The organism is Burkholderia sp. Ac-20379 (assembly GCF_017104645.1).
Classification (GTDB): Bacteria; Pseudomonadota; Gammaproteobacteria; order Burkholderiales; family Burkholderiaceae; genus Burkholderia.
Genome location: NZ_JAAGPF010000094.1, coordinates 1 through 24,853, shown reverse-complemented (window position 1 = coordinate 24,853; position 24,853 = coordinate 1). Strand labels below are relative to the sequence as shown.

Below are 24,853 nucleotides of genomic sequence, written 5' to 3'. Positions count from 1 at the left end.
CGCCGCACGCGCCGTGCCGAGCGGCAGCCGCCTCAACGAGGCCCGCATGATGGGCATCATCCGCTCGTCGATGGAAGCGATCATCACGGTCGACGAAAACCAGAAGGTCGTGATCTTCAATCCGATGGCGGAAAAGGTGTTCGGCGTCTCGGCCATGGAGGCGATCGACGCGCCGCTCACGCGCTTCATTCCGCCGCGCTTTCGCCCCGCCCACGGCCAGCACATCGCGCGCTTCGGCGTGACGGGGCAATCCGAGCGCCATCTCGGCAGCCAGCGCCTGCTGTACGGCCTGCGCGCGAACGGCGACGAATTCCCGATCGAGGCCTCGATCTCGCAGATCCACGACGGCGCCGGCAAGCTCTACACGGTGATGATGCGCGACGTGACCGAGCGCCTGCAGGCCGAGAACGCGCTGAAGGCCTCGCGCGAGGAGCTGCGCGAGCTGTCGGCGAACCTGCAGCGCGTGCGCGAGGAGGAAAAGACCCGCATCGCCCGCGAGCTGCACGACGATCTGGGCCAGCAACTGACCGCGCTGAAGATGGATCTGTCGGCCATGGAGCACCGGCTGCTGCGCAACAGTTCGCCCGAAACGCACGAAAGCGTGGTCGAACCGCTGCGCGAGATGCGCCGCCTGATCGACGCGACCGTGGCCTCGGTGCGCCGCATCGCGGCCGACCTGCGCCCCGTGATGCTCGACGATCTCGGCCTGGTGCCGGCCATCGACTGGCTCGTCAACGATTTCACGAACCGCTACGGCATCGACGTCGAGCGCCGCATCGAGCCCGGCGAGCTGGAATTCTCGAACGCGAGCGCCACGGCGCTGTTCCGCATCGTGCAGGAGGCGCTGACCAACGTGGCCCGCCACGCCGACGCCACGCGCGTGGAACTGTCGCTGACGGTGGACGCGCACCAGTGCACGCTGCGCATCGCCGACGACGGCGTGGGCGCCCAGCACACCGAGGTGCGCCGCGCGCCCGACGACAAATCGTTCGGCCTGCTCGGGATCCGCGAGCGCGCCCACATGCTGGGCGGCGCGGTTCGCATCGAAACGGCGCGCGACCAGGGTTACGCGCTGACCATCACCATTCCCCTTCCGTCGATTCAACAGGACCCGAACCTGCCATGATCCATGTGCTGATTGCAGACGATCACGCCCTCGTTCGCGACGGCTTGCGCCACATTCTCAAGGAAGCCACCGGCTTCGACGTGGCGGGCGAGGCGCACGACAGCGCCTCGACGATCTCGCTGATCCGCCAGACGCCCGCGCAGGTGCTGGTGCTCGATCTGTCGATGCCGGGCCGCAACGGCGTCGAGCTGATCAAGCAGATCAAGGACGAAAAACCGGCGCTGCGAATCTTGGTGCTGACCATGCACGCCGAGCAGCAATACGCGCTGCGCGCGTTCCGCGCCGGCGCGTCGGGCTATCTGACCAAGGAAAGCGCCAGCGCCGAGCTGGTGGGCGCGGTGTCGAAGGTGGCGTCGGGCGGCGTGTACGTGAGCCTGTCGATGGCCGAGCGGTTCGCGCAAAGCCTCAACGAGCCGGCCGACACGCTGCCGCACCAGCGGCTCTCCGACCGCGAATTCGACGTGTTCCGGCGCATCGCCACCGGCCAGACGCTGACCGAGATCGCCAACGCGCTATGCGTGAGCGCGAAAACGGTCAGCACCTATAAAACCCGGATTCTGGAAAAGATGCAGATGCCGCACGAGGCGGCGCTGGTGCGCTATGCGCTGCGGCACCGGCTGGTGGACGACCCCGACGACTGACGGACGGACGCCCCCATCGCGGCAGGCCGCAGGCCAGCGGCTAGCCGCAGAAGCGGAAGAACCCGCTGCGCAGCTTGACGGGCTTGCCGCCCGCCGTTTCGATCAGACGCCGCGCGGCCTCCTCGATTTCGTCGCGATGCGCGGCGAACGCGTGGCGCAGATCGCCCTCGCCCGACGACGCCGCGCCGAAATAATCGGCCAGCGCCTCGGCGCTGATCTCGCAGCGCAGGCGCGTGGTATCGACAAGCACCGGGAAGGCGATGGCCGGATCGGCCGGCGTGAACAACGGGGGATCCTGCGGAAACGAGATTTGCATGACGACCTCCTGAACGGGCAATGCGAATGCGCCCGACGATTCAGCATAGTCGGCGCAACAGGCCGTCGCTTGCGCTCGATCAACTTCGCAACATCGCTTACATCATGTCGCAGGCTGGCGGCCTTGGCGCCCGGCATCCGCGGCGCTCGGGGTCGCAAGCCGCGTACCGTGCCGTCGCGCAAAGCCGCGCCGCCGCGCCGCCCACCGCCCACCGCCCATGAAAAACGGGGCCGCCGCCCGCGCCGCATCGGCGACGCAAGGCGACGGCCCCGTTCAGGGCGTCAGCCGGACACGGCGCCGAAGCGCCGCGCTCAGACCCCGCTCGCGATCACCTCGCCGATCGCGTCGGCCACGATGCCGACGTTCGATTCGTTGAGGCCGGCCACGCACATGCGGCCCGAACGCAGGATGTAGACGCCGTACTTTTCGCGCAGCACGTCGACCTGCGTTTCGGTCAGCCCGCTGTACGTGAACATGCCGCGCTGCTTGATGTAGCGCGACAGCGCCTCGCCCTGGATGTGGGCCTTCAGGCCGTCGTGGATCGCCGTGCGCATGCGCGCGATGCGGCGGCACATGGCGGCCAGTTCCTCTTCCCATTGCGCGCGCAGCTCGGGCGAGCTCAGCACGGCCGTGACCAGCTTCGCGCCCTGCGTCGGCGGGTTGCTGTAGATCGCGCGCACGTTGCTGGCCAGTTGGCCGAGCACGCGGCCGGCGGTGGCCGCATCCTCGCAGATCGCCGACAGGCTGCCGCAGCGCTCGCCGTAGATCGAGAAGTTCTTCGAGAACGACGTGGCGATCAGCGCCGGGATGCCGCGCCGTGCGATTTCGCGCACCGCGAACGCATCGGCGTCGAGGCCCGCGCCGAAGCCCTGGTAGGCCATGTCGACGAACGGCAGCAGCTCGCGCGCCTGCAGCACGTCGATCACCTTGAGCCATTGCGCGTCGTCGAGATCCACGCCCGTCGGGTTGTGGCAGCACGCGTGCAGCAGCACGGCGCTGCGCGGCGGCAGCGCGTCGAGCGCGGCCAGCATGGCGTCGAACTTCAGGCCGCCGGTGGCATCGTCGTAGTACGGGTAGGTGTTGACCGTCAGGCCCGAGCGCTCGAACACGAAGCGGTGGTTTTCCCAGCTCGGATCGCTGACCCAGATCGGCGTGTCCGGGAAGTAGCGCTTGATGAAATCGGCGCCCACCTTCAACGCGCCCGAGCCGCCCACCGTCTGCACGGTGGCGATGCGGCCTTCGTCGCGCGCGGCGCAATCCTTGCCGAACACGAGCGTCTGCACCGCGTCGCGGTACGACTCGATGCCGGCCATCGGCAGATACGGCTTCGGGCCGATCGCGGCGGCCAGGCGGTTTTCCGCCTCGCGCACGGCGCCCATCACCGGAATCCGGCCGGCTTCGTCGAAATAGATGCCGATGCTCAGATTGACTTTCCGCTCGCGCGGATCTTTCTGGAAATTCTCGTTCAGCGAGAGGATCGGGTCGCCGGGAAAGGCGTCGATGTGTTCGAACATGGTGGTTCCTGGTCGATCGGTGAAATGCGTGGCGGCCGGCATCAGGCCGATGCGCCGCGGGCCGGATCCGTGTCGTTCGGGCGGCGTCCGCGGAAACGATACCCGATTCCGAGCACGATCAGCCACACCGGAATCAGATAGACAGACAGGCGCAAGCCCGGCGACAGGTACATCACGACGAGAATCGCCGCGAGAAACGCCAGGCTCAGGTAATTGGTCAGCGGGTAACCGAAGCTGCGGAACTGCGTCGGCTGGCCGGCTTCGCGCTTGGCGCGGCGGAACCGCAGGTGGATGTAGCTGATCATCCCCCAGTTGATGATCAGCGCCGACACCACCAGCCCCATCAGGAAGCCGAACGCCTTGCCCTGCATCAGATAGTTGATCACCACGCACAGGCCGGTGGCCACCGCCGACACGCCGAGCGCCGCCACCGGAATGCCGCGGCGGTTCACCTTGAGCAGCGCGCGCGGCGCGTTGCCCTGCCGGGCGAGGCCGAACAGCATCCGGCTGTTGCAGTACACACCGCTGTTGTAGACCGACAGCGCGGCGGTCAGCACCACCACGTTCAGCACGTTCGCCACCAAGTCGCTGCCGAGCGCGTGGAAGATCAGCACGAACGGGCTGCCGCCGCTCGCCACCTTCTGCCACGGGAACAGCGACAGCAGCACGCCGAGCGCGCCGATGTAGAAGATCAGGATGCGGTACAGCACCTGATTGGTCGCGCGCGGGATGCTGCGCGACGGATCGTCGGCCTCGGCGGCCGTGATGCCCACCAGCTCGAGCCCGCCGAACGAGAACATGATGACGGCCATCGACATCGCCAGCCCGCCCACGCCGTTCGGGAAGAAGCCGCCGTTGCGCCAGAGGTTCGCGACGCCCGCTTCCGGCCCCGCGCCGCCCGACAGCAGCAGCCAGCCGCCGAACACGATCATGCCGACCACGGCCGCGACCTTGACGATCGCGAACCAGAATTCGGTTTCGCCGTAGGATTTGACGCTGACGAAGTTCAGCAGGTTGATGATCGCGTAGAACACCAGCGCCGACACCCAGTTCGGCATGTCGGGCCACCAGTAATGAACGTACACGCCCACCGCCGACAGTTCGGCCATGCTGACGAGGATATACAGCACCCAGTAGTTCCAGCCCGAGAGAAAGCCGGTGAAGTGCCCGCAGTATTTGTCGGCGAAGTAGCTGAACGAACCGGCCACCGGCTCGTCCACGACCATCTCGCCGAGCTGCCGCATGATGAAGAACGCGACGATGCCCGCGATCGCGTAGCCCAGCAGCACGGAAGGCCCGGCCGCCTGGATCGTTTCGGCGATGCCGAGGAACAGCCCCGTGCCGATTGCGCCGCCCAGGGCGATCAGTTGGATGTGGCGGTTCTTGAGCCCTCGCTGCAGCCCGCCGTTCTCGTTGTTGTGCGTGTTGTCGACCATAGTGTCTCCATGCAGTGCGCCCGGCCCCGGGCGTCACCTGTCTTCCCCCGTCAAGGCGTCGCGCGGCCCGCCCCGGCCTGTCCGGAACGGCGCCGGCTTCGCGCCGAAAATCCGCAATTGTAGCGGGTTGCACCAGCGCAACCGGCCCGCCCCCACGGAAACAAACGGAAATAGGCGAAAAGCGCGATGAAATAGATGCGATCGGCATCTCGCCACGCGCGGCCCCGGCCGCCGCGAATCAGCTTTCTATTTGCCTGACAGAAACTTCCAGTTTCATCCGATGAATCGCGACACGCCGCGGAGCGCGCCGCGACCGGCTCCCGCGCGGCTTCGGCGCGTCGCGCCCGCCATGACGGCGTCGCGCCAACCCGCGCCGCGCCTTGCCGGATCTGGCCCTGCACCGACAAGCGCGGTTCGGCGCGGCGAGATTGCCCGACATCGAGCCGGCCCGGCATCGCGAATTGAAAGCCATTGGATAACAAAAAGAAATCGATTGGAAATCGATTCTTCCCGCGATTTTCATATGGCAGTCAAGGGCGCGTCACGGCTTCGGGCAGGCCTCCGCCCTCCCCGCACCGTGCCGGATGAAACCGCGCCCAGGCTCGCCTTCGCCTGTCTTTCTATTCGAAGTTTTCGTAATACAGGCGATACGTGCACGTAAAACTTACGAAAGTAACTCTTCCCGCCAGCTTCATACCGGCCTGTTTCAATGCACGCACTTCGGAGCAGGGGGGGTAGCCCGCTTCGAGGACCCCGCCCGCTATCAAAAAGGTCCGCGCCGTCTTGCACGGGGAAATACGCAATAAACAGACGGCCTTCCACTGGAGTCTCACACAATGCTGCTTCGTCGAACCTTGATTGCCACTGCCTGCGCCGCGTCTGCGATCGCGCTGGCTGCCTGTGGCGGCAATGATGACAATTCGTCGACCTCGTCGTCGACCACGCCCCCGGCCACGACGACGGTTTCGTCGCAGGACGCCCTGACGACCAAAACCGCGATCAAGCACTTGGTCGTGATCTACGGTGAGAACGTTTCGTTCGACCACTACTTCGGTACGTACCCGAACGCGGCCAACCCGGCAGGCGAACCGGTATTCACGCCGGCCGCCGGCACGCAGACCGACATTCAAGGCCTCGGCGCCGCAACGGGCACGCTGCGCACCGCCAACGGCAACTTCTCGAACACGCAGAACGGCGCGAACGCCGCGAACCCGTTCCGTCTGGACCGTTCGCAAGCCGCATCGGCCGACCAGAACCACGCCTACACGGCAGAACAGCAAGCCTACGACAACGGCGCAGCCGACCTGTTCCCGCTCTACACGGGTACGGCGACGGCCGGCGGTTCGGGCTCGTTCGGCACGAAGGGCCAGGTCATGGGCTTCTACGACGGCAACACCGTCACGGCCCTGTGGAACTACGCCTCGCACTACGCCATGAGCGACAACGCGTTCACGGACACGTACGGTCCGTCGACGCCGGGCGCGCTTGAAGTCGTGTCGGGCAACACCAACGGCATGCAGATCGTGAAGACGTCGAAGGCTGTCTCGACGCTCGCCGCTTCCACGTACTACATCAACGATGGCCAATCCGGCTACACGATGATCAACGACGTGGACCCGGGCTACGACGTGTGCTCGAGCACGACCGACCAGGCCATGATGCAGGGCAAGAACATCGGCGACCTGCTGAACGCGCAGAAGATCACGTGGGGCGGCTTCATGGCCGGCTTCAACCTGTCGACGACCAACTCGAACGGCACGACGGCTTGCAAGCGCTCGACGATCGCGACGGCAGTGGGCGCGGCAACGGCCGACTACATCCCGCACCACAACTGGTTCCAGTACTTCGCTTCGACGTCGAACCCGAACCACACGCGTCCGAGCTCGACGGCAGCGATCGGTTCGAGCCTGCAAGCCGACGGCAAGACGGCCGAGCCGGCGAACCACCAGTACGACACGGACGACTTCTTCGCGGCAGTGAAGGCCGGCAACTACCCGTCGGTCAGCTTCCTGAAGGCGCCGGCCGCGCAAGACGCGCACGCTGGTTACTCGGATCCGCTGGACGAGCAGCTCTTCGTCACGAAGGTCGTCAACTTCCTGATGCAGCAGCCGGATTGGAAGAACACGGCCGTGGTCGTCACGTATGACGATTCGGACGGCTGGTACGACCACCTGTACACGGCACCGACGTCGGGCTCGTTCGACGCAGTCGACCAAGTCAACGGCAACGGCCTGTGCGGCGTCGCCGGCACGCAACCGAACGGTGTCGCAGGCAAGCCGGTCAACGGCCGCTGCGGCCCGGGCACGCGTATCCCGTTCATCGTGATCTCGCCGTACGCCAAGACGAACTACGTCAGCCACAAGCCGATCTCGCAAGCTTCGGTGACGCGCTTCATCGAAGACAACTGGCTCGGCGGTGCACGTCTGGGCGGCGGTTCGTTCGACGCCTCGGCTGGCGACATGAGCGACCTGCTGAACACGTCGGCAACGGCAACCGCCAACACCACGCCGCTGTACCTCGACCCGACGGTCGGCACGCAGCTGAGCGGCGCTCCGGCGAACTGATCGACCCGGTCTGATCGACCGTGAAACCGGCCGGCGCGCAAGCGCCGGCTTTTTGCCTGTGCGGCTCCGGCCGCCCCGAATACGACACTACCCGCATGAACGCCACCGTCACGCCAGCCGTTCCGCCCTCCTCCCCGGCCCCGCGCCGCCGCACCCTGCGCAACGTCGCGCTGACGATCGTCGGCGCCGCCGTGCTCGCCGCGGTCGGTTACGCCGGCTATGCCGTTGCCTACCCGGCCGACGTGCCCGACGCCGTGGGCGAGATCGTCGAGAACCTGACGGGCGCGAATCCGCATCCGGTGGTGCTGCAACGCCCGCCGGTGCAACCGCTGTCGGCTGTGGCGCAGATCGGCAAGCAGTTGTTCTTCGACCCGATGCTGTCGGCATCGGGCAAGCTCTCGTGCGCCTCGTGCCATAGCCCGGCGCACGCCTACGGCCCGCCGAACGCGCTCGACGTGCAGCTCGGCGGCGCGGACATGAAGCTGCAGGGCTACCGCCCGCCGCCGTCGCTGATGTACCTGAACCGCCAGCCGAACTTCAGCATCGGCCCGGACGCCGGCGAGAACGACGCGGCCCCGAGCATCCAGCAGCTCGCCGCGCAGAACGCCGGCGTGGTCAAGAACCAGAAGACGGCCGGCGGCGCCGCCTCGGTGCAGATGGTGCCGCAGGGCGGCCTGTTCTGGGACGGCCGCGCCGATACGCTCCAGCAGCAGGCGTTCGGCCCGCTGCTGAACTCGGTCGAAATGGCGAACCCGAACACCGACGACGTGCTCAAGCGCGTCGCGGTCAGCCGGTACGCGAAGCCGCTCAAGCAACTGTTCGGCGAATCGCTGTTCAGCAATCCGCAACTGGCGATCTCGGAAGTGATGTTCGCGATCGCGCGCTATCAGTTCGAGGATCAGTCGTTCCACCCGTACAACAGCAAGTACGACCAGTGGCTCGAGGGCAAGGCGCGCCTGACGCACGCCGAACTGAACGGCCTGCGCCTGTTCAACGATCCGAACAAGGCCAACTGCGCGGGCTGCCACCTGTCGCAGCCCAGCCCGGACGGCCTGCCGCCGATGTTCACCGATTACCAGTACGAGGCGCTCGGCCTGCCGCGCAATCGCGCGCTGGATCAGAACAAGGATCCGGCGTTCTTCGATATCGGCGTGTGCGGCCCGTTCCGCAGCGACCTGAAGGATCAATCCCAGTATTGCTCGATGTTCCTGACGCCGACGCTGCGCAACTCGGCGACGCGCCAGGTGTTCTTCCACAACGGCATCTATCACGACCTGCAGCACGTGATGGATTTCTACAACGAGCGCAACACCAACCCGGGCAAGTTCTACCCGAAGGGCGCCGACGGCAAGGTGCAGAAATACGACGACATCCCGGCCAAGTACCAGGCCAACGTCGACGTGACCGACGCCCCGTTCGACCGCAAGTTCGGCGACCAGCCGGCGATGACGCAGGCCGAAATCAAGGACATCATCGCGTTCCTGCACACGCTGAACGACGAGCCGGTGACGGCCCACTGAGGCCGGCCCGGGCCGCCGCCGCCTCGGGCGGCACCGCGGCATGTCTCGGATATGAAAATCCCCCGCTTTGCGGGGGATTTTTTTTGCTTCGCTTTTTTGCGACATCGGCGAAAAAAAACGCCGCCTATGCAATATTCATACGGTTTGAAAAATCGTTTCGAATCAGTCCCCGAAAACGTTTGTTTTGATTTTCCGAGGCGTGCGCACTGGGGCAATCACTTAATCGGATTTAATAAAATCCGGTTGCCGCTGTTCAGACAATTCGATAGCATCCCGAATGTTAAATTTCCTTCGTCAACACATTTAACTTTTTTAAGTGGCATGAACCCGGTCCCGGCATCCGTCAGCGCATGGAATTCGTCCCCCGCAAACATTTGCGCGCAAGGCGAATTGACTTTGCACGCCGCCACGCCGGATGACGACGCGTTTTTGCGCGAGGTTTTCGTCAGCACGCGGCGCGAGGAATTCATGCGCACCGGCTGGCCGCTCGAACAGGTGGAAGCGCTGCTGCACGATCAATCGCGTCTGCAGCAGGCCTATTACCGCCAGCATTACCCGCTGGGCCGCTTCGACGTGGTCGCGCTCGACGGCCAGCCCGTCGGCCGCCTTTACCACGCCTGGCGCCCTGCGCAGCTCGGCGACGAGGTGCGCGTGATCGACATCGCGCTGCTGCCCGCCTGGCGCGGCGCAGGGCTTGGCACGCGGCTCATGCATGCGCTGCTGGCCGGCGCGGCGGCCGAGGGGCTGCCGGTGAGCCTGCACGTGGAAGCCGAGAACCCGGTGCAACGGCTGTACGCGCGGCTCGGTTTCGTGAAAATCGGTTCCAGCGAAATCTACGATTTGATGCGGCGCGAGGCAGCGCCATTCGATATGCCGGCCGCACCGCTGGAAACGTTACGCCGCGAATCGGCGGCTGCAATGGAAATTTAAAGCTTCCTATATAAATAAAATCGTCGATTTTTTCCTTCAGAAAAACGGGCCAGTGTCGTAAACACGGCCAGCAATCGGAAAGGCGAAAACAGTTCCAAGCATAAAGATAGGCCGCCGCGGCAATTGAATGTCATGCCGGGGCGGCAAATACAAATACGGATGCGGCGCTTATAAGCCGGGGTCCGACGGTGAAACAACGAAAGAACGTCCTGCGCGCGGGTAGAAATGCGCGGCGGACGGGCGTACAGACCAACGCCTAGGAAAACAAGACGTGTCAGTTCTACCTACTCATGACGAGTTGAAAACGCTGGTCGGCCAGGTGCTGCTCATCGCAACCGCCGACGATGCCGCCACGCCGCTGACCCAAACCCGCCTGCTGAGCGCGCCGGAAGGCCGCGCCGCCGACGACGCCCATACCTGCTATCGCGCGAACTTCGAATTGCCGGAAAACCTCCGGCTGCCCCAGGACACCTACCGCTTCTGCGCGCCGGACGGCCGCGCGTGGCTGTTGTTCGCCTCGCCGGCGCGCCCGCTCGACAGCGGCGCCGGCGTGCTCTGCGTCGTGATCCACCGCCGCCTGGACGCCGCACCGGCCACCGCCGATGCGCTGTCGGACGGTTGAGGGCCAGCGGCTGCTTCCCCCCATACCAAGACTTTCTTCCCCACCTGACCTCCACAGGAGTCAAGATGTCTGAACCGTATATCGGCGAAATCCGCACCGTTGCATTCGATTTCGCCCCCCCCGGCTGGGCATTCTGCCGTGGCCAGTTGATGTCGATCGCCCAATACACGCCGCTGTTCGCACTGCTCGGGACCAACTTCGGCGGCAACGGCGTGTCGACCTTCGGCCTGCCCGACCTGGCCGGCCGCTCGCCGGTCGGCACCGGCACGGGCCCCGGCATCGCGCCGGTCTCGATCGGCCAGAACTCGGGCGCCGAAACGGTCACGCTGCTGCTCTCGCAAATGCCGGCGCACAACCACCAGGCCGTCGTCAGCTCGCCGGGCGCCGCCCACGCGTCGATCGGCGTGCCGGTGACCTCGAGCACGGCGGGACCGGAGTCGGTGCCGGCCGCCACCCTGGTGCTCGGCCCGGGTTCGTCGGGCGGCCACACGGCCACGGTCTACAGCTCGTCGGCGGCCACCACCACGCTCAAGCCGTTCGATGCGGCCGTGGCGTTCACGGCCAACCCGACCGTCATGATCGGCGTGTCCGGCAGCAATGCGCCGGTGAACATCCGTAATCCGTACCTCGGCCTGTCGTTCATCATCGCGCTGGAAGGCATCTTCCCGTCGCGCGGCTGATCGTTCAGCGCTTCAATCGTCATCCCCGGGGCCTGCACGGCCCCGGAACCGCAAGTGCGGCACCGGGCAGGCAGCAAGGAGAACATCGCAATGAAGATCGTCAAGCAGTGGTTGGCGCGCCAGAAACAAAGCGCTAATCGGCCCGCCCCGCGTGTCGCGGCCTCTCCCCTGTTGCTCGCGCTCGAGCCGCGCGTCGTCTACGACGCGTCGGTCGCCGCCATCGCCGCCCAGCCGCACGCGCATCAGCATGCGCCGGCCGACGCCGATACGCATCGCACCGAAACGCAAACCGAAGCTTCGAAATCGAACGCGACCACCAACGCCCCGCCGGTGCCGGTCGACAAGCCGGTTCGCGGCGCCGCCGCGCGCAACACCGTCGATCCCGCCGCGAGCACGGGCGCCGATTCCGGCAGCGCGACGGACGTCAAGGCGCAGCAGGACAACGCCCGCACCACCAACGACATCACCGCCGCCATGCCGGCCGCGATGCAGACGCAGGTGGTGTTCATCGACCCGAGCGTCGCGAATTACCAGACGCTGATCGACGGCCTGCCTTCCGGCACGCAATACGTCGTGCTCGATGCGAATACCGACGGCCTGGCCCAGATCGCGCAATACCTGCAAAGCCATCAGGGCGTGGAATCGATCAGCCTGATCTCGCACGGCTCGGACAACGCGGTTCAGGTCGGCTCGACCTGGCTGACCACCGGCGACATCTCGGGCTACCAGACGCAGCTCGCGCAGATCGGCGCGGCGATGAAGGCCGGCGGCGACTTCCTGATCTACGGCTGCGACGTGGCCCAGCAGGCCGACGGCAAGGCGCTCGTGCAACAGATCGCCGACATCACGCACCTGAACGTGGCGGCCTCGGTGGACGCCACCGGTTCCAGCACGCTCGGCGGCAACTGGACGCTCGAATACACGGTCGGCGCGGTGCATAGCGCGCTGAACGAATCGGCCAGCGCGATCGCGCAGTTCAACGAACTGCTCGGCGTGACGACCGAAACCTACGACGATCCCGCCGCCAACAATTTCCAGGCGATCGGCCAGTCGCAGTTCACGCTCGACGGCATCGTCTACTCGATGGATCAGGCCAACAACACGTTCGCCTACAACGCGTCGAACTGGCCGGCCCCGAGCGACATCTCCACCACGCCCACCGACGGCGTGCTGGAGATCAACGCCGACGGCGCCTCGACGATGCGCAACGTCACGATCTCGCTCGCGAACGGCCACCTGTTCAGCCTGCAGAGCTTCGACCTCAGCTCGTTCAACGGCGACCTGTACATCCAGGCCAACTACGCGGACGGCTCGAAGAGCCAGCTGATCCAGCTCGCCACGGCCGCCGTGGGCGGCTTCGAGGGCAGCGTGGCGAACACCAACCAGCTCGGCACCGCGTTCAACAACATCGTCTCGTTCTCGCTGATCGACCAGAACGACACCGGCAGCTTCGAGCCCACGCTCAACAACCTCGCCTACATCGACAACGGCCCGAGCGTGACCACCAGCAGCGGCAGCGCGTCCTGGACCTCGGGCAACAACGGCGTGGGCGGCGACCCGGTGGCGGTCGACTCGGGCATCACGCTCTCCGACCCCGGCTCGCCCTCGGCGGTCACCGCCACGGTGCGCATCACCAACGTGCAGACCGGCGACCTGCTGTCGTTCACGGCGCAGAACGGCATCACCGGCAGCTACGACTCCACCACCGGCATCCTGCTGCTGACCGCCACCGGTGCGCCGACCATCGCCCAATGGCAGGGCGTGCTGCAGTCGATCATGTTCTCCAGCGAAGCCACGCCGGGCCTGAACACCGCCACGCGCTCGGTGACCTTCTCGTTCAACGACGGCATCGAGACCAGCAACATCGCGACGCGCACCATCACGATCACGGCCACCAACCAGTCGCCGGTCGTGACCGAGGGCGGCGCGGCCAGCACCGGCTACATCGCCGGCACGGCCGCGGTCGCGATCGACGCGAACCTGCACGTCAGCGACGCCGACACGCCGAAGCTGGCCTCGGGCACCGTCGCGATCGCGAGCGGCTACAACGCCGGCGACACGCTCGCGTTCGACAACACGAGCGCGACGCTGTACGGCGACATCGTCGGCAGCTACAACCCGACCACCCACCAGCTCCTGCTGACCTCGGTGAGCAACAATGCCACCGCCGCGCAATGGCAGAACGCGTTCGAGGCCGTCACGTTCTCGAGCGCGACGGGCACGCCGGGCGGCACGCGCGACATCACGTTCTCGGTCAACGACGGCAGCACTTCCAGTGCGCTGCTGCACCACAGCATGGTGGTCACGCTCGGCCCGACGGTCAGCACCGACGTCGGCTCGGCGCAGTTCGTGAGCGGCGACAACGCCACCTCGACGCCGGTCGCGGTCGACGCGGGCATCCTGCTCGCCGACGGCAACAGCTCGACGCTGGTCAGCGCGACCGTCTCGATCACCGGCAACTTCCAGGTCAATCACGACGAGCTGGTGTTCATCGGCAACCCGTCGACGATGGGCGACATCAGCGGCGTGTACGACAGCGGCACCGGCATCCTGACGCTGACCGCGTCCGGCGGCGCGTCGCTGCTGCAGTGGCAGAACGCGCTCGCCTCGATCAAGTTCACCAACGACCTGGTGGTGCCGTCCACCAGCACCCGCACAGTCAGCTACCAGATCAACGACGGCTCGCTGACCAGCGCGGTGGCCACCCGCACCGTGGCCGTGACGGCCACCGACCAGACCCCGGTGCTCGGCGCCGGCGGCAACACCTCCGCGTTCGTGGCCGGCGACAACGCGGCCTCGACGGCGGTGGCGGTCAACAACGCCATCACCGTCGGCGACCTCGACGGCGGCCCGCTCCAGCAGGCCGTGGTCACCATCTCGGCCAACTACGAGGCGACCGACGTGCTCGCCTTCAACAACAACAACACCGCGCTGTACGGCAACATCTCGGCCACCTACGTGAACGGCGTGCTGACGCTGTCCTCGTTGAACAACCAGGCCACGCTCACGCAGTGGCAGAACGCGCTGCAGGCCGTCACCTACGACTCGACGGCCGTCACGCCGGGCAACAACGCGCGCATCATCAGCTTCGTGGTCAGCGACGGCACCAAGACCAGCACGGCCATCACCTCCACCGTGACGGTGACCGACACCGACCAGACGCCGATCATCCACGGCTCGTCGGGCGCCGTGACGTTCACGCAGGGCGACAACGCCTCGTCCACGCCGATCGTGATCGATTCCGGCATCACGCTCTCGGATCTCGACAACACCACGCTGGCGCAGGCCCGTGTCGTGATCTCGACCGGTTACGACGCGAACGGCGACTTCCTGCTGTTCACCAACAACGGCTCGACGATGGGCAACATCACGGGTTCGTACTCGAACGGCGTGCTGGTGCTGACCTCGCAGAACAGCACGGCCACCCTCGCGCAATGGCAGGCCGCGCTGCGCTCGATCACCTACACGGACGGCGCCTCGAGCCCGAGCACCACGCAGCGCACGATCAGCTTCTCCGTCAGCGACGGCGTGAAGACCAGCACCAGCTTCAACCGTTCGGTCAACATCACGCTGACCGAACAGTCGCCGGTCGTCACCGACAGCAGCGGCACCGTCACCTTCACCTCGGCCGACAACGCGCCGTCCACGCCGATCGTGGTCGATGCCGGCGTGACGCTGAACGACTCCGACTCGATCACGATGGCGTCGGCCACCGTGCAGATCACCGGCAACTACCAGAGCGGCGAGGACAAGCTCGCGCTCGGCGGCGGCTCGTTCGGCGACATCCAGGCAACCTTCGACGCCACCACCGGCACGCTCACGCTGACCTCGGCCGGCGCGTCGAACATCGCGGACTGGCAGGCCGCGCTGCGCTCGGTCACCTACACCGACACGGCCGCCGTGCCGCAGACCGCGAACCGCACCATCACGTTCAAGGCCAACGACGGCACCAAGACCAGCATCGGCTCGAGCAAGGTCGTCACGGTGGACGCGACCCACCAGACCCCGGTGCTCGGCGCCTCGGACAACAGCCTCACCTACCTGCCGGGCCAGGCCGCCACCTCGATCGACAGCGGCATCACGCTGACCGACCTGAACGTGAGCGGCTCGACACTGGTGTCGATGACGATCACGGTGCAGTTCACCTCGGGCATGCAGACGGGCGACACGCTCGGCTTCAGCCTGCCGACGTCGACGCTGACCAACGGCATGAACATCAACTACGACAGCACCACCGGCACACTGACGATCAGTTCGACCGGCGGCACCCTCGCGCAATGGCAGACGGTGCTCGACAACCTGCAGTTCTCGGCCGCCGCCGACGCGCCGCTCGGCACGCGCACGCTCAGCATCTTCATCAACGACGGCCAGAAGACCAGCAACCCGATCAATTACACCGTCGACGTGATCAGCTCGGCCCCGGCGATCGATACGACCAGCACCGGCAACGTGAGCTTCGTGGCCGGCGACAACACCAGCTCGACGCCGGTGGCGATCGATCCGAACGTGACGGTCGCGGACCCGCTCGGCAACGTGGTCGACAGCGCGCTGATCGCGATCACCGGCAACCTGCACAGCGGCGAGGATCAGCTGTCGTTCATCAACGACGGCCTGACGATGGGCAACATCAGCGCCAACTACAACCAGTTGACCGGCGTGCTCACACTGATCTCGAGCGACGGCTCGGCCACGCTCGCGCAGTGGCAGGCCGCGCTGCGCGCCGTCACTTACACCGACACGCTCGTCACGCCGAACACGGCCACCCGCACGATCAGCTTCGCGGTGAACGCCGGCCCGCAGTTCAGCAACGTGCTGACGCGCCTCATCACGGTGACCGACACCGACCAGACGCCGCTGCTGTCCACCAGCAGCACCGGCAGCGCCGCGTTCATCGCCGCCGACAACGCGCCGTCCACGCCGGTCGCGATCGACAGCAACATCGTGGTGGCCGACCTCGACACCCCCACGCTGAGCACGGCCACCGTGCAGATCGGCACCGGCTTCAACGTCGGCGAGGATGTGCTCGGCTTCATCAACGACGGCCTGACGATGGGCAACATCACGGCCTCCTACGACGCCATCCACGGCACGCTGACGCTGACCTCGGCCGATTCGAGCGCCACCCAGCTGCAATGGCAGAACGCGCTGCGCGAGGTCACCTACACCGACACGGCCGTCACGCCCGACAACACGCAGCGCTCGATCCAGTTCACCATCAGCGACGGCACCAAGTCGAGCACGGCGCTCACGCGCACCGTCAACGTGACCGACACCGACCAGACGCCGGTGATCTCGACCAACAACGCCGGTGACGCCGCGTTCGTGGCCGGCGACAACGTCGCCTCGACGCCGGTCGCGATCGACGACGGCATCACGCTGTCCGATCTCGACAACACCACGCTGGCCTCGGCCGTCGTGCAGATCGGCGCGGGCTTCCATGCCGGCGAGGACGTGCTGACGTTCGACAACGACGGCACGATGGGCAACATCACGGGCGCCTACGACCCCACCACCGGCACGCTGACGCTGACCTCGCAGAACGCCAGCGCCACGCTCGCGCAGTGGCAGGCCGCGCTGCGCTCGATCACCTATCTCGACACGGCCGTCACGCCCGACACGACCACCCGCACCATCAACTTCACCGTCAACGACGACGTCAAGACGAGTGCCGTCTATTCGCGCGACGTGACGGTGGCCGACACCGACCAGACGCCGGTGATCTCGAGCAGCAGCACCGGCAGCGCCACGTTCGTGGCCGCCGACAACGCGCCGTCCACGCCGGTCACGATCGACGCCGGCGTCGCGCTGTCGGACGCCGACAACGGCACGCTGGCCTCGGCCACCGTGCAGATCGGCGCGGGCTTCCATGCCGGCGAGGATGTGCTCGGCTTCATCAACGACGGCACGATGGGCAACATCGCGGCCAGCTACGACGCGGTGAACGGCACGCTCACGCTGACCTCGCAGAACGCCAGCGCCACGCTCGCGCAATGGCAGGCCGCGCTGCGCGCCGTGACCTACACCGACACGGCGGTCACACCCAGCACGGCCACGCGCACGATCGGCTTCACGATCAACGACGGCACCAAGAGCAGCACCGCGTACACGCGAACCGTCACCGTGGCGGATACCGACCAGACCCCGCTGCTCTCCAGCAGCAGCACCGGCAGCGCCGCATTCGTGGCCGGCGACAACACCGTGTCCACGCCGGTCTCGATCGATTCCGGCATTACGGTGTCCGACCTCGACAACGCCACGCTGGGTTCGGCCACCGTGCAGATCGGCGCCGGCTTCCAGATCGGCGAGGACGTGCTCGGCTTCATCAACGACGGCACGATGGGCAACATCACGGCCGCCTACGACGCCGTGCACGGCACGCTCACGCTGAGCTCGCAGGACGCCACCGCCACGCTCGCGCAATGGCAGGCCGCGCTGCGCGCCGTGACCTACACCGACACGGCCATCACGCCGCTCACGGCCACCCGCACCATCAGCTTCACCGTCAATGACGGCACCAAGACCAGCGCGCCGATGACGCGCACCGTCAGCGTGGCCGATACCGACCAGACGCCGATCATCGATTCCTCGAGCAGCGGCGCGGCCGCCTTCGTGTCGGCCGACAACGCGCCGTCCACGCCGATCATCGTCGATTCGGGCATCGTGCTCAGCGATCTCGACAACGCCACGCTGGCCTCGGCCACCGTGCAGATCGGCGCCGGTTTCCACGTCAACGAGGATGTGCTCGGCTTCATCAACGACGGCACGACGATGGGCAACATCACGGCCAGCTACAACGCCATCACCGGCACGCTCACGCTGAACTCGTTCGGGGCCAGCGCCACGCTGCTGCAATGGCAGAACGCGCTGCACGCGATCACCTACGTCGACACCGCCGTTGCGCCGAACACGGCCACGCGCACCATCAACTTCACCGTCAACGACAACGTGAAGACGAGCGCCGTGTACTCGCGCGACGTGACCATCACCGCCACCGACCAGACGCCGCTGATTTCGTCGAGCAGCACCGGTTCGGCCGCGTTCGTGGCCGGCGACAACGTCGCCTCCACGCCGGTGGCGATCGACACCGGCATCGTGCTGAGCGACGCCGACAACGCCACGCTGGCCTCGGCCACGGTGCAGATCGGCACGGGCTTCCAGGCCGGCGAGGATGTGCTGGGCTTCATCAACGACGGCACGATGGGCAACATCTCGGCGACCTACGACGCCGTGCACGGCACGCTCACGCTGACCTCGCAGGACGCCAGCGCCACGCTCGCGCAATGGCAGGCCGCGCTGCGCTCGGTCACCTACACCGACACCGCCGTCACGCCGCTCACGGCCACCCGCACGATCGGCTTCGTCGTCAACGACGGCACGAAATCGAGCACGGCGATCACGCGCACGGTCACCGTCACCGACGTCGATCAGACGCCGATCGTCTCGTCGGGCAGCACCGGTTCGGCGGCGTTCGTGGCGGGCGACAACGTCGCGTCCACGCCGATCGCGATCGACAACGGCATCGTGCTGGGCGATCTCGACAACACCACGCTGGCCTCGGCCACCGTGCAGATCGGCGCAGGCTTCCATGCCGGCGAGGACGTGCTGGGCTTCACGAACGACGGCGCAACGATGGGCAACATCACGGCCAGCTACAACGCCGCCACCGGCACGCTGACGCTGACCTCGTTCGACAACACCGCCACGCTCGCCCAGTTCCAGGCGGCATTGCGTTCGGTCACCTACACCGACACGGCCATCACGCCCGATGCGGCCAACCGCACGATCAGCTTCTCGGTCAACGACGGCACGAAGATCAGTGCGCCGATCACGCGCACCGTCACCGTGACCGACGTCGACCAGACCCCGATCATCGCATCGGGCAGCACCGGTTCGGTTCCGTTCACGGCCGGCGACAACGTCACGTCCACGCCGGTGGTGATCGACAACGGCATCACGCTGAGCGACCGCGACAACACCACGTTCGCCTCGGCCACCGTGCAGATCGGCGCGGGCTTCCACGCCGGCGAGGACGTGCTGGGCTTCGCGAACGACGGCGCGACGATGGGCAACATCACCGCCAGCTACGACGCCGCCACCGGCACGCTGACGCTGACCTCGCTCGGCAACACCGCCACGCTCGCGCAGTTCCAGGCCGCGCTGCGTTCCGTCACCTACACCGACACGGCCATCACGCCGGCCACGGCCAACCGCACGCTGATCTTCTCGGTCAGCGACGGCGTCAAGACCAGCGCCGCCATCACGCGCACCGTCACCGTGACCGACGTCGACCAGACCCCGATCATCGCGTCGGGCAGCACCGGCTCGGTTCCGTTCACGGCCGGCGACAACGTCACGTCCACGCCGGTGGTGATCGACAACGGCATCACGTTGAGCGACCGCGACAACACCACGTTCGCTTCGGCCACCGTGCAGATCGGCGCGGGCTTCCACGCCGGCGAGGACGTGCTCGGCTTCACGAACGACGGCGCGACGATGGGCAACATCACCGCCAGCTACGACGCCAGCACCGGCACGCTGACGCTGACCTCGGCAGGCGGCATCGCCACGCTCGCGCAGTTCCAGGCCGCGCTGCGCTCCGTCACGTACACCGATACGGCCATCACGCCGGCCACGGCCGACCGCACGCTGATCTTCTCGGTCAGCGACGGCGTCAAGACCAGCGCCGCCATCACGCGCACCGTCACCGTGACCGACGTCGACCAGACCCCGATCATCGCGTCGGGCAGCACCGGCTCGGTTCCGTTCACGGCCGGCGACAACGTCACGTCCACCCCGGTGGTGATCGACAACGGCATCACGCTGAGCGACCGCGACAACACCACGTTCACGTCGGCCACCGTGCAGATCGGCGCGGGCTTCCACGCCGGCGAGGACGTGCTGAGCTTCACGAACGACGGCGCGACGATGGGCAACATCACCGCCAGCTACGACGCCAGCACCGGCACACTGACGCTGACCTCGGCCGGCGGCATCGCCACGCTGGCGCAGTTCCAGGCCGCGCTGCGTTCGGTGACCTACACCGATACGGCCATCACGCCGGCCACGGCCAACCGCACGCTGATCTTCTCGGTCAGCGACGGCGTCAAGACCAGCGCGCCGATCACGCGCACCGTGACCGTCACCGACGTCGATCAGACGCCGATCGTCACGAGCAGCAACACCGGCTCGGCCAGCTTCGTCTCGGGCGACAACGCCACGTCCACGCCGATCGTGATCGACAACGGCATCGCGCTGAGCGACCGCGACAACACCACGTTCACGTCGGCCACGGTGCAGATCGGCACGGGCTTCCACGCCGGCCAGGACGTGCTGAGCTTCACGAACGACGGCGCGACGATGGGCAACATCGCGGCCAGCTACAACGCCGCCACCGGCACGTTGACGCTGACCTCGGCCGGCGGCACCGCCACGCTGGCGCAGTTCCAGGCCGCGCTGCGCTCGGTGACGTACACCGACACCGCCATCACGCCCGACACGGCCAGCCGCGCGATCAGCTTCTCGGTCAACGACGGCGTGAAGACCAGCGCCGTGCTCACGCGCAACGTCGCGATCACCGCCACGCACCAGTCGCTGCTGCTCAGCGGCGACGGCACGCAGGCCAGCTACCAGGCCGACGGCAAGGCCACGCACAGCACCGACGTGGGCGCGGGCATCACGCTGACCGACCTCAACGACACGCCGCCGACCGTCGCGACCGTGGCGTTCAGCGGCAGCTTCGACGCCCAGCACGACGTGCTCGGCCTGACGCAGAGCGCCGCCACCGGCGACATCACGGCCAGCTACGACGCCGCCCGCGGCGTGCTCACGCTGCGCTCGGCGAGCGGCACGGCCACCGCCGCGCAATGGCAGGCCGCGCTCGCGGCGGTCAGCTACCGCGACACGCAGGCCGAGCGCTTCGACAGCACCCGCACGCTGGTGTTCACGGTGAGCGACGGCGTCAAGACGAGCGCGCCGCTCGCGCGCACGCTGCAGATCACGGCCGCCAACCCGGTGGGCACCGCGCCGCTGCCGCAATGGGTGCTGCAACCGCTCGAACAGCAGATCGAGCACGCGCTCGCGCCGCTGCACGACCTGCTCGGCAGCGCCTCGCTGCTCGTCGCCGACACGCTCGGCAGCTTCGACGGCGTGTCGAACTCGCTGATCGTGCTCGACGCGTTCAACGCGAACGCCAACGGTCACGGCCGCGACGTCGGCTCGATCGCGCCGCGCCAGACGTTCACGTTCGCCACGCACGACGCGCGTACGGGCTCGCTCGGCGACACCTTCGTCAAGCCGCTCGACTCGCTCGTGCCGTCGAGCCTCGACACCGCGCCGCCGGCCGCGCACCTGCTGCCGGCCGTGGACGTCCACCCGCTGCATCGATCGGGCGAGGGCTTCGCGCTCAACGTCAAGCCGCTGCTGCACGCGCCGAACACCACGGCCGCGCCGAACACGGTGGACACCGGCGTCACGCTCGCCAACGGCGCGCCGCTGCCGGCCTGGCTGCACTACGACGCCGCGACCGGCGTGCTGAGCGGCACGCCGCCGGCCGGCGTGCACGAAGTGCGCGTCACGCTGATTCAGCACGACGCCGCCGGCAACCTGGTGCGCCGCGAAGTCGTGATGCGTCTGGACGCGCACGGCAACACGGCCGCCAAGCCGGCCGCGCACGACGCCAAGCCGCATCAGCCGCCCGCGCCGCAAGCCGCGTTGCCGGCCGCCAAGGCCTCGCTCGCCGCGCAGTTCGCGAACGCGCTCGCCACGCTGCATGTTTCACCGGACGGCGCCGTTGCGCCGGCCGCTCCGCGCACCGCGGCGCTCAACGGGGAGCACCGCGCATGAAACCCGCTTTTGCCACTGCTATCGCTCATCTTTCCAAGAGACCATTCGACGTGAAAAACAAGACGCTCCGGGGACGCGCACCGCGTCCCGCCCTGCTCGCGGCCGCCCTCGCCGTCGTCTGGCTGTCCGGCTGTGCCATCAAGCCGGTTCCGTTCACCGATGCGGAGCGCGCCGACACGGCCCGCACCGATCGCGTGGCGATGTTCTCGAACCAGCAGCCCGTCAACGGCCCGATCACGCTCGACGAAGCCATGGCGCGCGCGGTCCGCTACAACCTCGACCATCGCCTCAAGATGATGGAAGAGGCGCTCGCCCAGCGTCAGCTCGACCTGTCGAACTTCGACCTGCTGCCGAAGCTGACGGCCGCGGCCGGCTACACGAACCGCAACCACGAGCTGGCTTCGTCGTCGGAAGGCCTGTACACGCGCGATCAGTCGTTGATTCCGTCGTACTCGACCGACAAGAACAGCCGCACCGCCGATCTGAACCTGTCCTGGAACATCCTCGACTTCGGCGTCAGCTACTACGAAGCCAAGGAACAGGCCGACCGCGTGCTGGTGCTCGAACAGCGCCGCCGCAAGGTCGTGCAGCTGATGATGCAGCAGGTGCGCGAGGCGTACTGGCAGGCCGCCGGCGCGCAGCGTCTGCACGACCGCATCGGCCCGCTGCTCGACCAGGCCCGCGCGGCGCTCGACGATTCGCGCAAGACGCAGGCGCAAGGCCTGCGCTCGCCGATCGAGACGCTGAACTATCAGCACGCGCTGCTCGACCTGATGCGCCAGCTCGAAGCCGTGCGCGACCAGCTCGAGGAAGCCAAGCCGCGCCTGGCCGCGCTGATGAACCTGGAGCCGGGCAAGGACTTCACGCTGGCCGCCGGCAACGATTTCAAGGTGCCCAACTTCGACATGGCCATGCCGAAGATGGAAGACCTGGCGCTGCAACGCCGCCCGGAACTGGTCGAAGCCAGCTACAACGAGCGCATCAGCGTCAACGAAACGCACAAGGCGATGGCCAAGCTGCTGCCGGGCATCGAGTTCAACATCGGCGCGCACTACGACAGCAACAGCTTCCTCGTCTACAACGCGTGGCGTGCGGCCGGCATCAGCGTGAGCTGGAACCTGCTGAACCTGCTGAACGCGGGCAACATCCGCGGCACGGCGAAGGCCCAGCTCGACGTGGCGAAGATGCAGCGCATGGCGCTGAACATGGCGGTGCTCACGCAGGTGCACGTGGCGCGCAGCGAACTGGCCGCCAAGACGCGCCAGTTCGATCTGTTCAAGCAGATGAACGACGTCGACGGCCAGATCCTCGAACACACGCATAACGCCACCGTCGCCAACGCGCAGGGCAAGCTCGAGGAAATCCGCATCGCCACGCAGGCGATGATGTCGGAACTGCGCCTGTATCAGAGCTACGGCGAACTCGAAAGCGCCTACGGCCAGATGCTCGCCACGCTCGGCCTCGATCCGGTCAGCGACAAGCTGAACGGCCAGGATCTCGCCTCGATCCAGAAAGCGATCGGCGAAGCCCAGCAGCGCTGGGACACGATGGCGCAAGGCGGCGATGTGGCCGCCGCCGTGCCGGTCAAACCGGGCCCGACGCTCACCGCAGCCGCCGCGCTCGACGCAGGAGCCGTACAGAAATGAAGCAGTTCCCGCATTACCGGGCAGCCGGCGCCGCCGCGCTGCTCGTGGCATCGCAGTTCGTCATGGCGGCGCCGCCCGCGCAGCCGGCCCCCGCGCCGGTTGCCGCGCCCGCGGCGCCGGCGGCTCCCGCGGCCGGCAACGCCGATTCGCGGATCCGCATCCAGCTCGTCTCGCGCGACCAGGTGGACGTGTCGAGCGAAATCTCCGCGAAGATCGCCTCGCTGCCGTTCCGCGACGGCGATGCGTTCCGCGCGGGGCAGACGCTCGTCACGCTCGATTGCTCGCTGTTCAACGCGCAGTTGCACAAGGCCCAGGCCGATGCCGACGGCGCGCGCGACCTGCTCGACACCAACCGCAAGCTGCTCGCGTTGCATTCGATCGGCCAGCTCGAGGTGCAGCAGGCGCAGGCCAAGCAGAAGGCCAGCGCCGCCGACGTGGCCTACATGTCGGCCACCGTGCGCAAGTGCGCGATCGCCGCGCCGTTCGACGGCCGCGTGTCGAAGCGCAGCGCGTCGCCGCAGCAGTTCGCCGAACCGGGCAAGCCGCTGCTGACGATCGTCGACACCAGCCATCTCGAACTGAAGATGATCGTGCCGTCGAAGTGGCTGGCCTGGCTCAAGCCCGGCCACGCGCTGAGCGTGCAGGTCGACGAAGTCGGCAAGACCTACCCCGCCAAGGTGGCGCGGATCGGCGCGCGCGTCGACCCGGTCACGCAGACGGTGGACGTGACCGCCGCGCTCGATTCGGGCGCGCCGGAATTGCTGCCGGGGATGAGCGGCTGGGCCACTTTCGCGCGGTGACGGCATGACGGCAACACGCACGGCGGACGACGCGGCGCAGGTCCGCATCGACGGCCAGCAGCTCGCGCTGCTCTGGCAATTGTCGGCGCGCACGCGCGCCGCGGCGACCGAGACCACGCTCGGCTTCACGATCGTCAACGAGACGCTGGCGCTGGTGCCGTACCGGCAGGCGGCCTGGTGGCGCGGCGACACGCCCGGCCACGTGGCCGGGCGTGA

The 24,853-nt window shown here is 67.2% G+C and carries 14 protein-coding genes and 1 pseudogene; 11 read left to right on the top strand and 4 right to left on the bottom strand.

Translation table 11 applies throughout. The features are described 5' to 3' along the window. A partial coding sequence (locus G3N92_RS14730; RefSeq protein ID WP_206128263.1) for a PAS domain-containing sensor histidine kinase occupies positions 1-1,126 on the top strand: 1,126 nt, incomplete at its 5' end. Continuing rightward, positions 1,123-1,767 (top strand): response regulator transcription factor, encoded by a 645-nt coding sequence (locus G3N92_RS14725; RefSeq protein ID WP_206128262.1) that lies wholly within the window; start codon positions 1,123-1,125, stop codon positions 1,765-1,767. The genes G3N92_RS14730 and G3N92_RS14725, both read left to right, overlap by 4 nt. A gap of 40 nt (positions 1,768-1,807) precedes the next feature. Here the strand turns inward: G3N92_RS14725 and G3N92_RS14720 are convergent, their stop codons facing one another. The 4 genes from G3N92_RS14720 to G3N92_RS14705 form a co-directional block, all read right to left on the bottom strand. Beyond that, positions 1,808-2,083, bottom strand: a complete 276-nt coding sequence (locus G3N92_RS14720; protein WP_206128261.1) for a DUF1488 domain-containing protein — start codon at positions 2,081-2,083, stop codon at positions 1,808-1,810. A 311-nt stretch (positions 2,084-2,394) separates the two neighbouring features. Further along, positions 2,395-3,597: an amino acid aminotransferase gene (locus G3N92_RS14715; RefSeq protein ID WP_206128260.1), complete on the bottom strand. Its 1,203-nt coding sequence runs from the start codon at positions 3,595-3,597 to the stop codon at positions 2,395-2,397. 41 nt (positions 3,598-3,638) lie between these two features. Beyond that, complete coding sequence (locus tag G3N92_RS14710) at positions 3,639-5,033, bottom strand: amino acid permease (protein ID WP_206128259.1); 1,395 nt, start codon at positions 5,031-5,033, stop codon at positions 3,639-3,641. Between the two features lie 50 nt (positions 5,034-5,083). Continuing rightward, complete coding sequence (locus G3N92_RS14705; protein ID WP_206128258.1) at positions 5,084-5,515, bottom strand: hypothetical protein; 432 nt, start codon at positions 5,513-5,515, stop codon at positions 5,084-5,086. A 357-nt stretch (positions 5,516-5,872) separates the two neighbouring features. Here G3N92_RS14705 and G3N92_RS14700 point away from each other — a divergent pair, with 357 nt between their 5' ends. The 9 genes and pseudogenes from G3N92_RS14700 to G3N92_RS14660 all read left to right on the top strand — a co-directional run. Then, positions 5,873-7,597 carry an alkaline phosphatase family protein gene (locus tag G3N92_RS14700; RefSeq protein ID WP_206128265.1) on the top strand — a complete coding sequence of 575 codons (1,725 nt, stop codon included), beginning with the start codon at positions 5,873-5,875 and terminating at the stop codon, positions 7,595-7,597. A gap of 95 nt (positions 7,598-7,692) precedes the next feature. Further along, a complete protein-coding gene (locus tag G3N92_RS14695; protein WP_206128257.1) occupies positions 7,693-9,117 on the top strand; it encodes a cytochrome c peroxidase in 1,425 nt (474 codons plus the stop codon). Between the two features lie 51 nt (positions 9,118-9,168). Beyond that, entirely contained in the window at positions 9,169-10,047 is an 879-nt protein-coding gene (locus G3N92_RS14690) for a GNAT family N-acetyltransferase (RefSeq protein WP_241014794.1), read from the top strand. Positions 10,048-10,318: 271 nt separating this feature from the next. Then, on the top strand, positions 10,319-10,669 hold the full coding sequence (locus G3N92_RS14685; protein WP_206128256.1) for a hypothetical protein: 351 nt from the start codon (positions 10,319-10,321) through the stop codon (positions 10,667-10,669). A gap of 65 nt (positions 10,670-10,734) precedes the next feature. After that, the gene (locus G3N92_RS14680) at positions 10,735-11,349 is read left to right on the top strand and encodes a tail fiber protein (RefSeq protein ID WP_206128255.1); all 615 of its coding nucleotides are present in this window, start codon (positions 10,735-10,737) and stop codon (positions 11,347-11,349) included. 90 nt (positions 11,350-11,439) lie between these two features. Continuing rightward, positions 11,440-22,191, top strand: coding sequence for a DUF4347 domain-containing protein (locus G3N92_RS14675; protein WP_206128254.1), 10,752 nt, complete (start codon positions 11,440-11,442; stop codon positions 22,189-22,191). Next, the gene (locus G3N92_RS14670; RefSeq protein ID WP_206128253.1) at positions 22,188-23,837 is read left to right on the top strand and encodes a TolC family protein; all 1,650 of its coding nucleotides are present in this window, start codon (positions 22,188-22,190) and stop codon (positions 23,835-23,837) included. Before G3N92_RS14675 ends, G3N92_RS14670 begins: the two co-directional genes overlap by 4 nt. Further along, entirely contained in the window at positions 23,834-24,637 is an 804-nt protein-coding gene (locus G3N92_RS14665) for an efflux RND transporter periplasmic adaptor subunit (protein ID WP_206128252.1), read from the top strand. Before G3N92_RS14670 ends, G3N92_RS14665 begins: the two co-directional genes overlap by 4 nt. Before the next feature lie 4 nt (positions 24,638-24,641). After that, positions 24,642-24,853, top strand: a pseudogene (locus G3N92_RS14660) (secretion protein HylD); the annotation flags it as partial.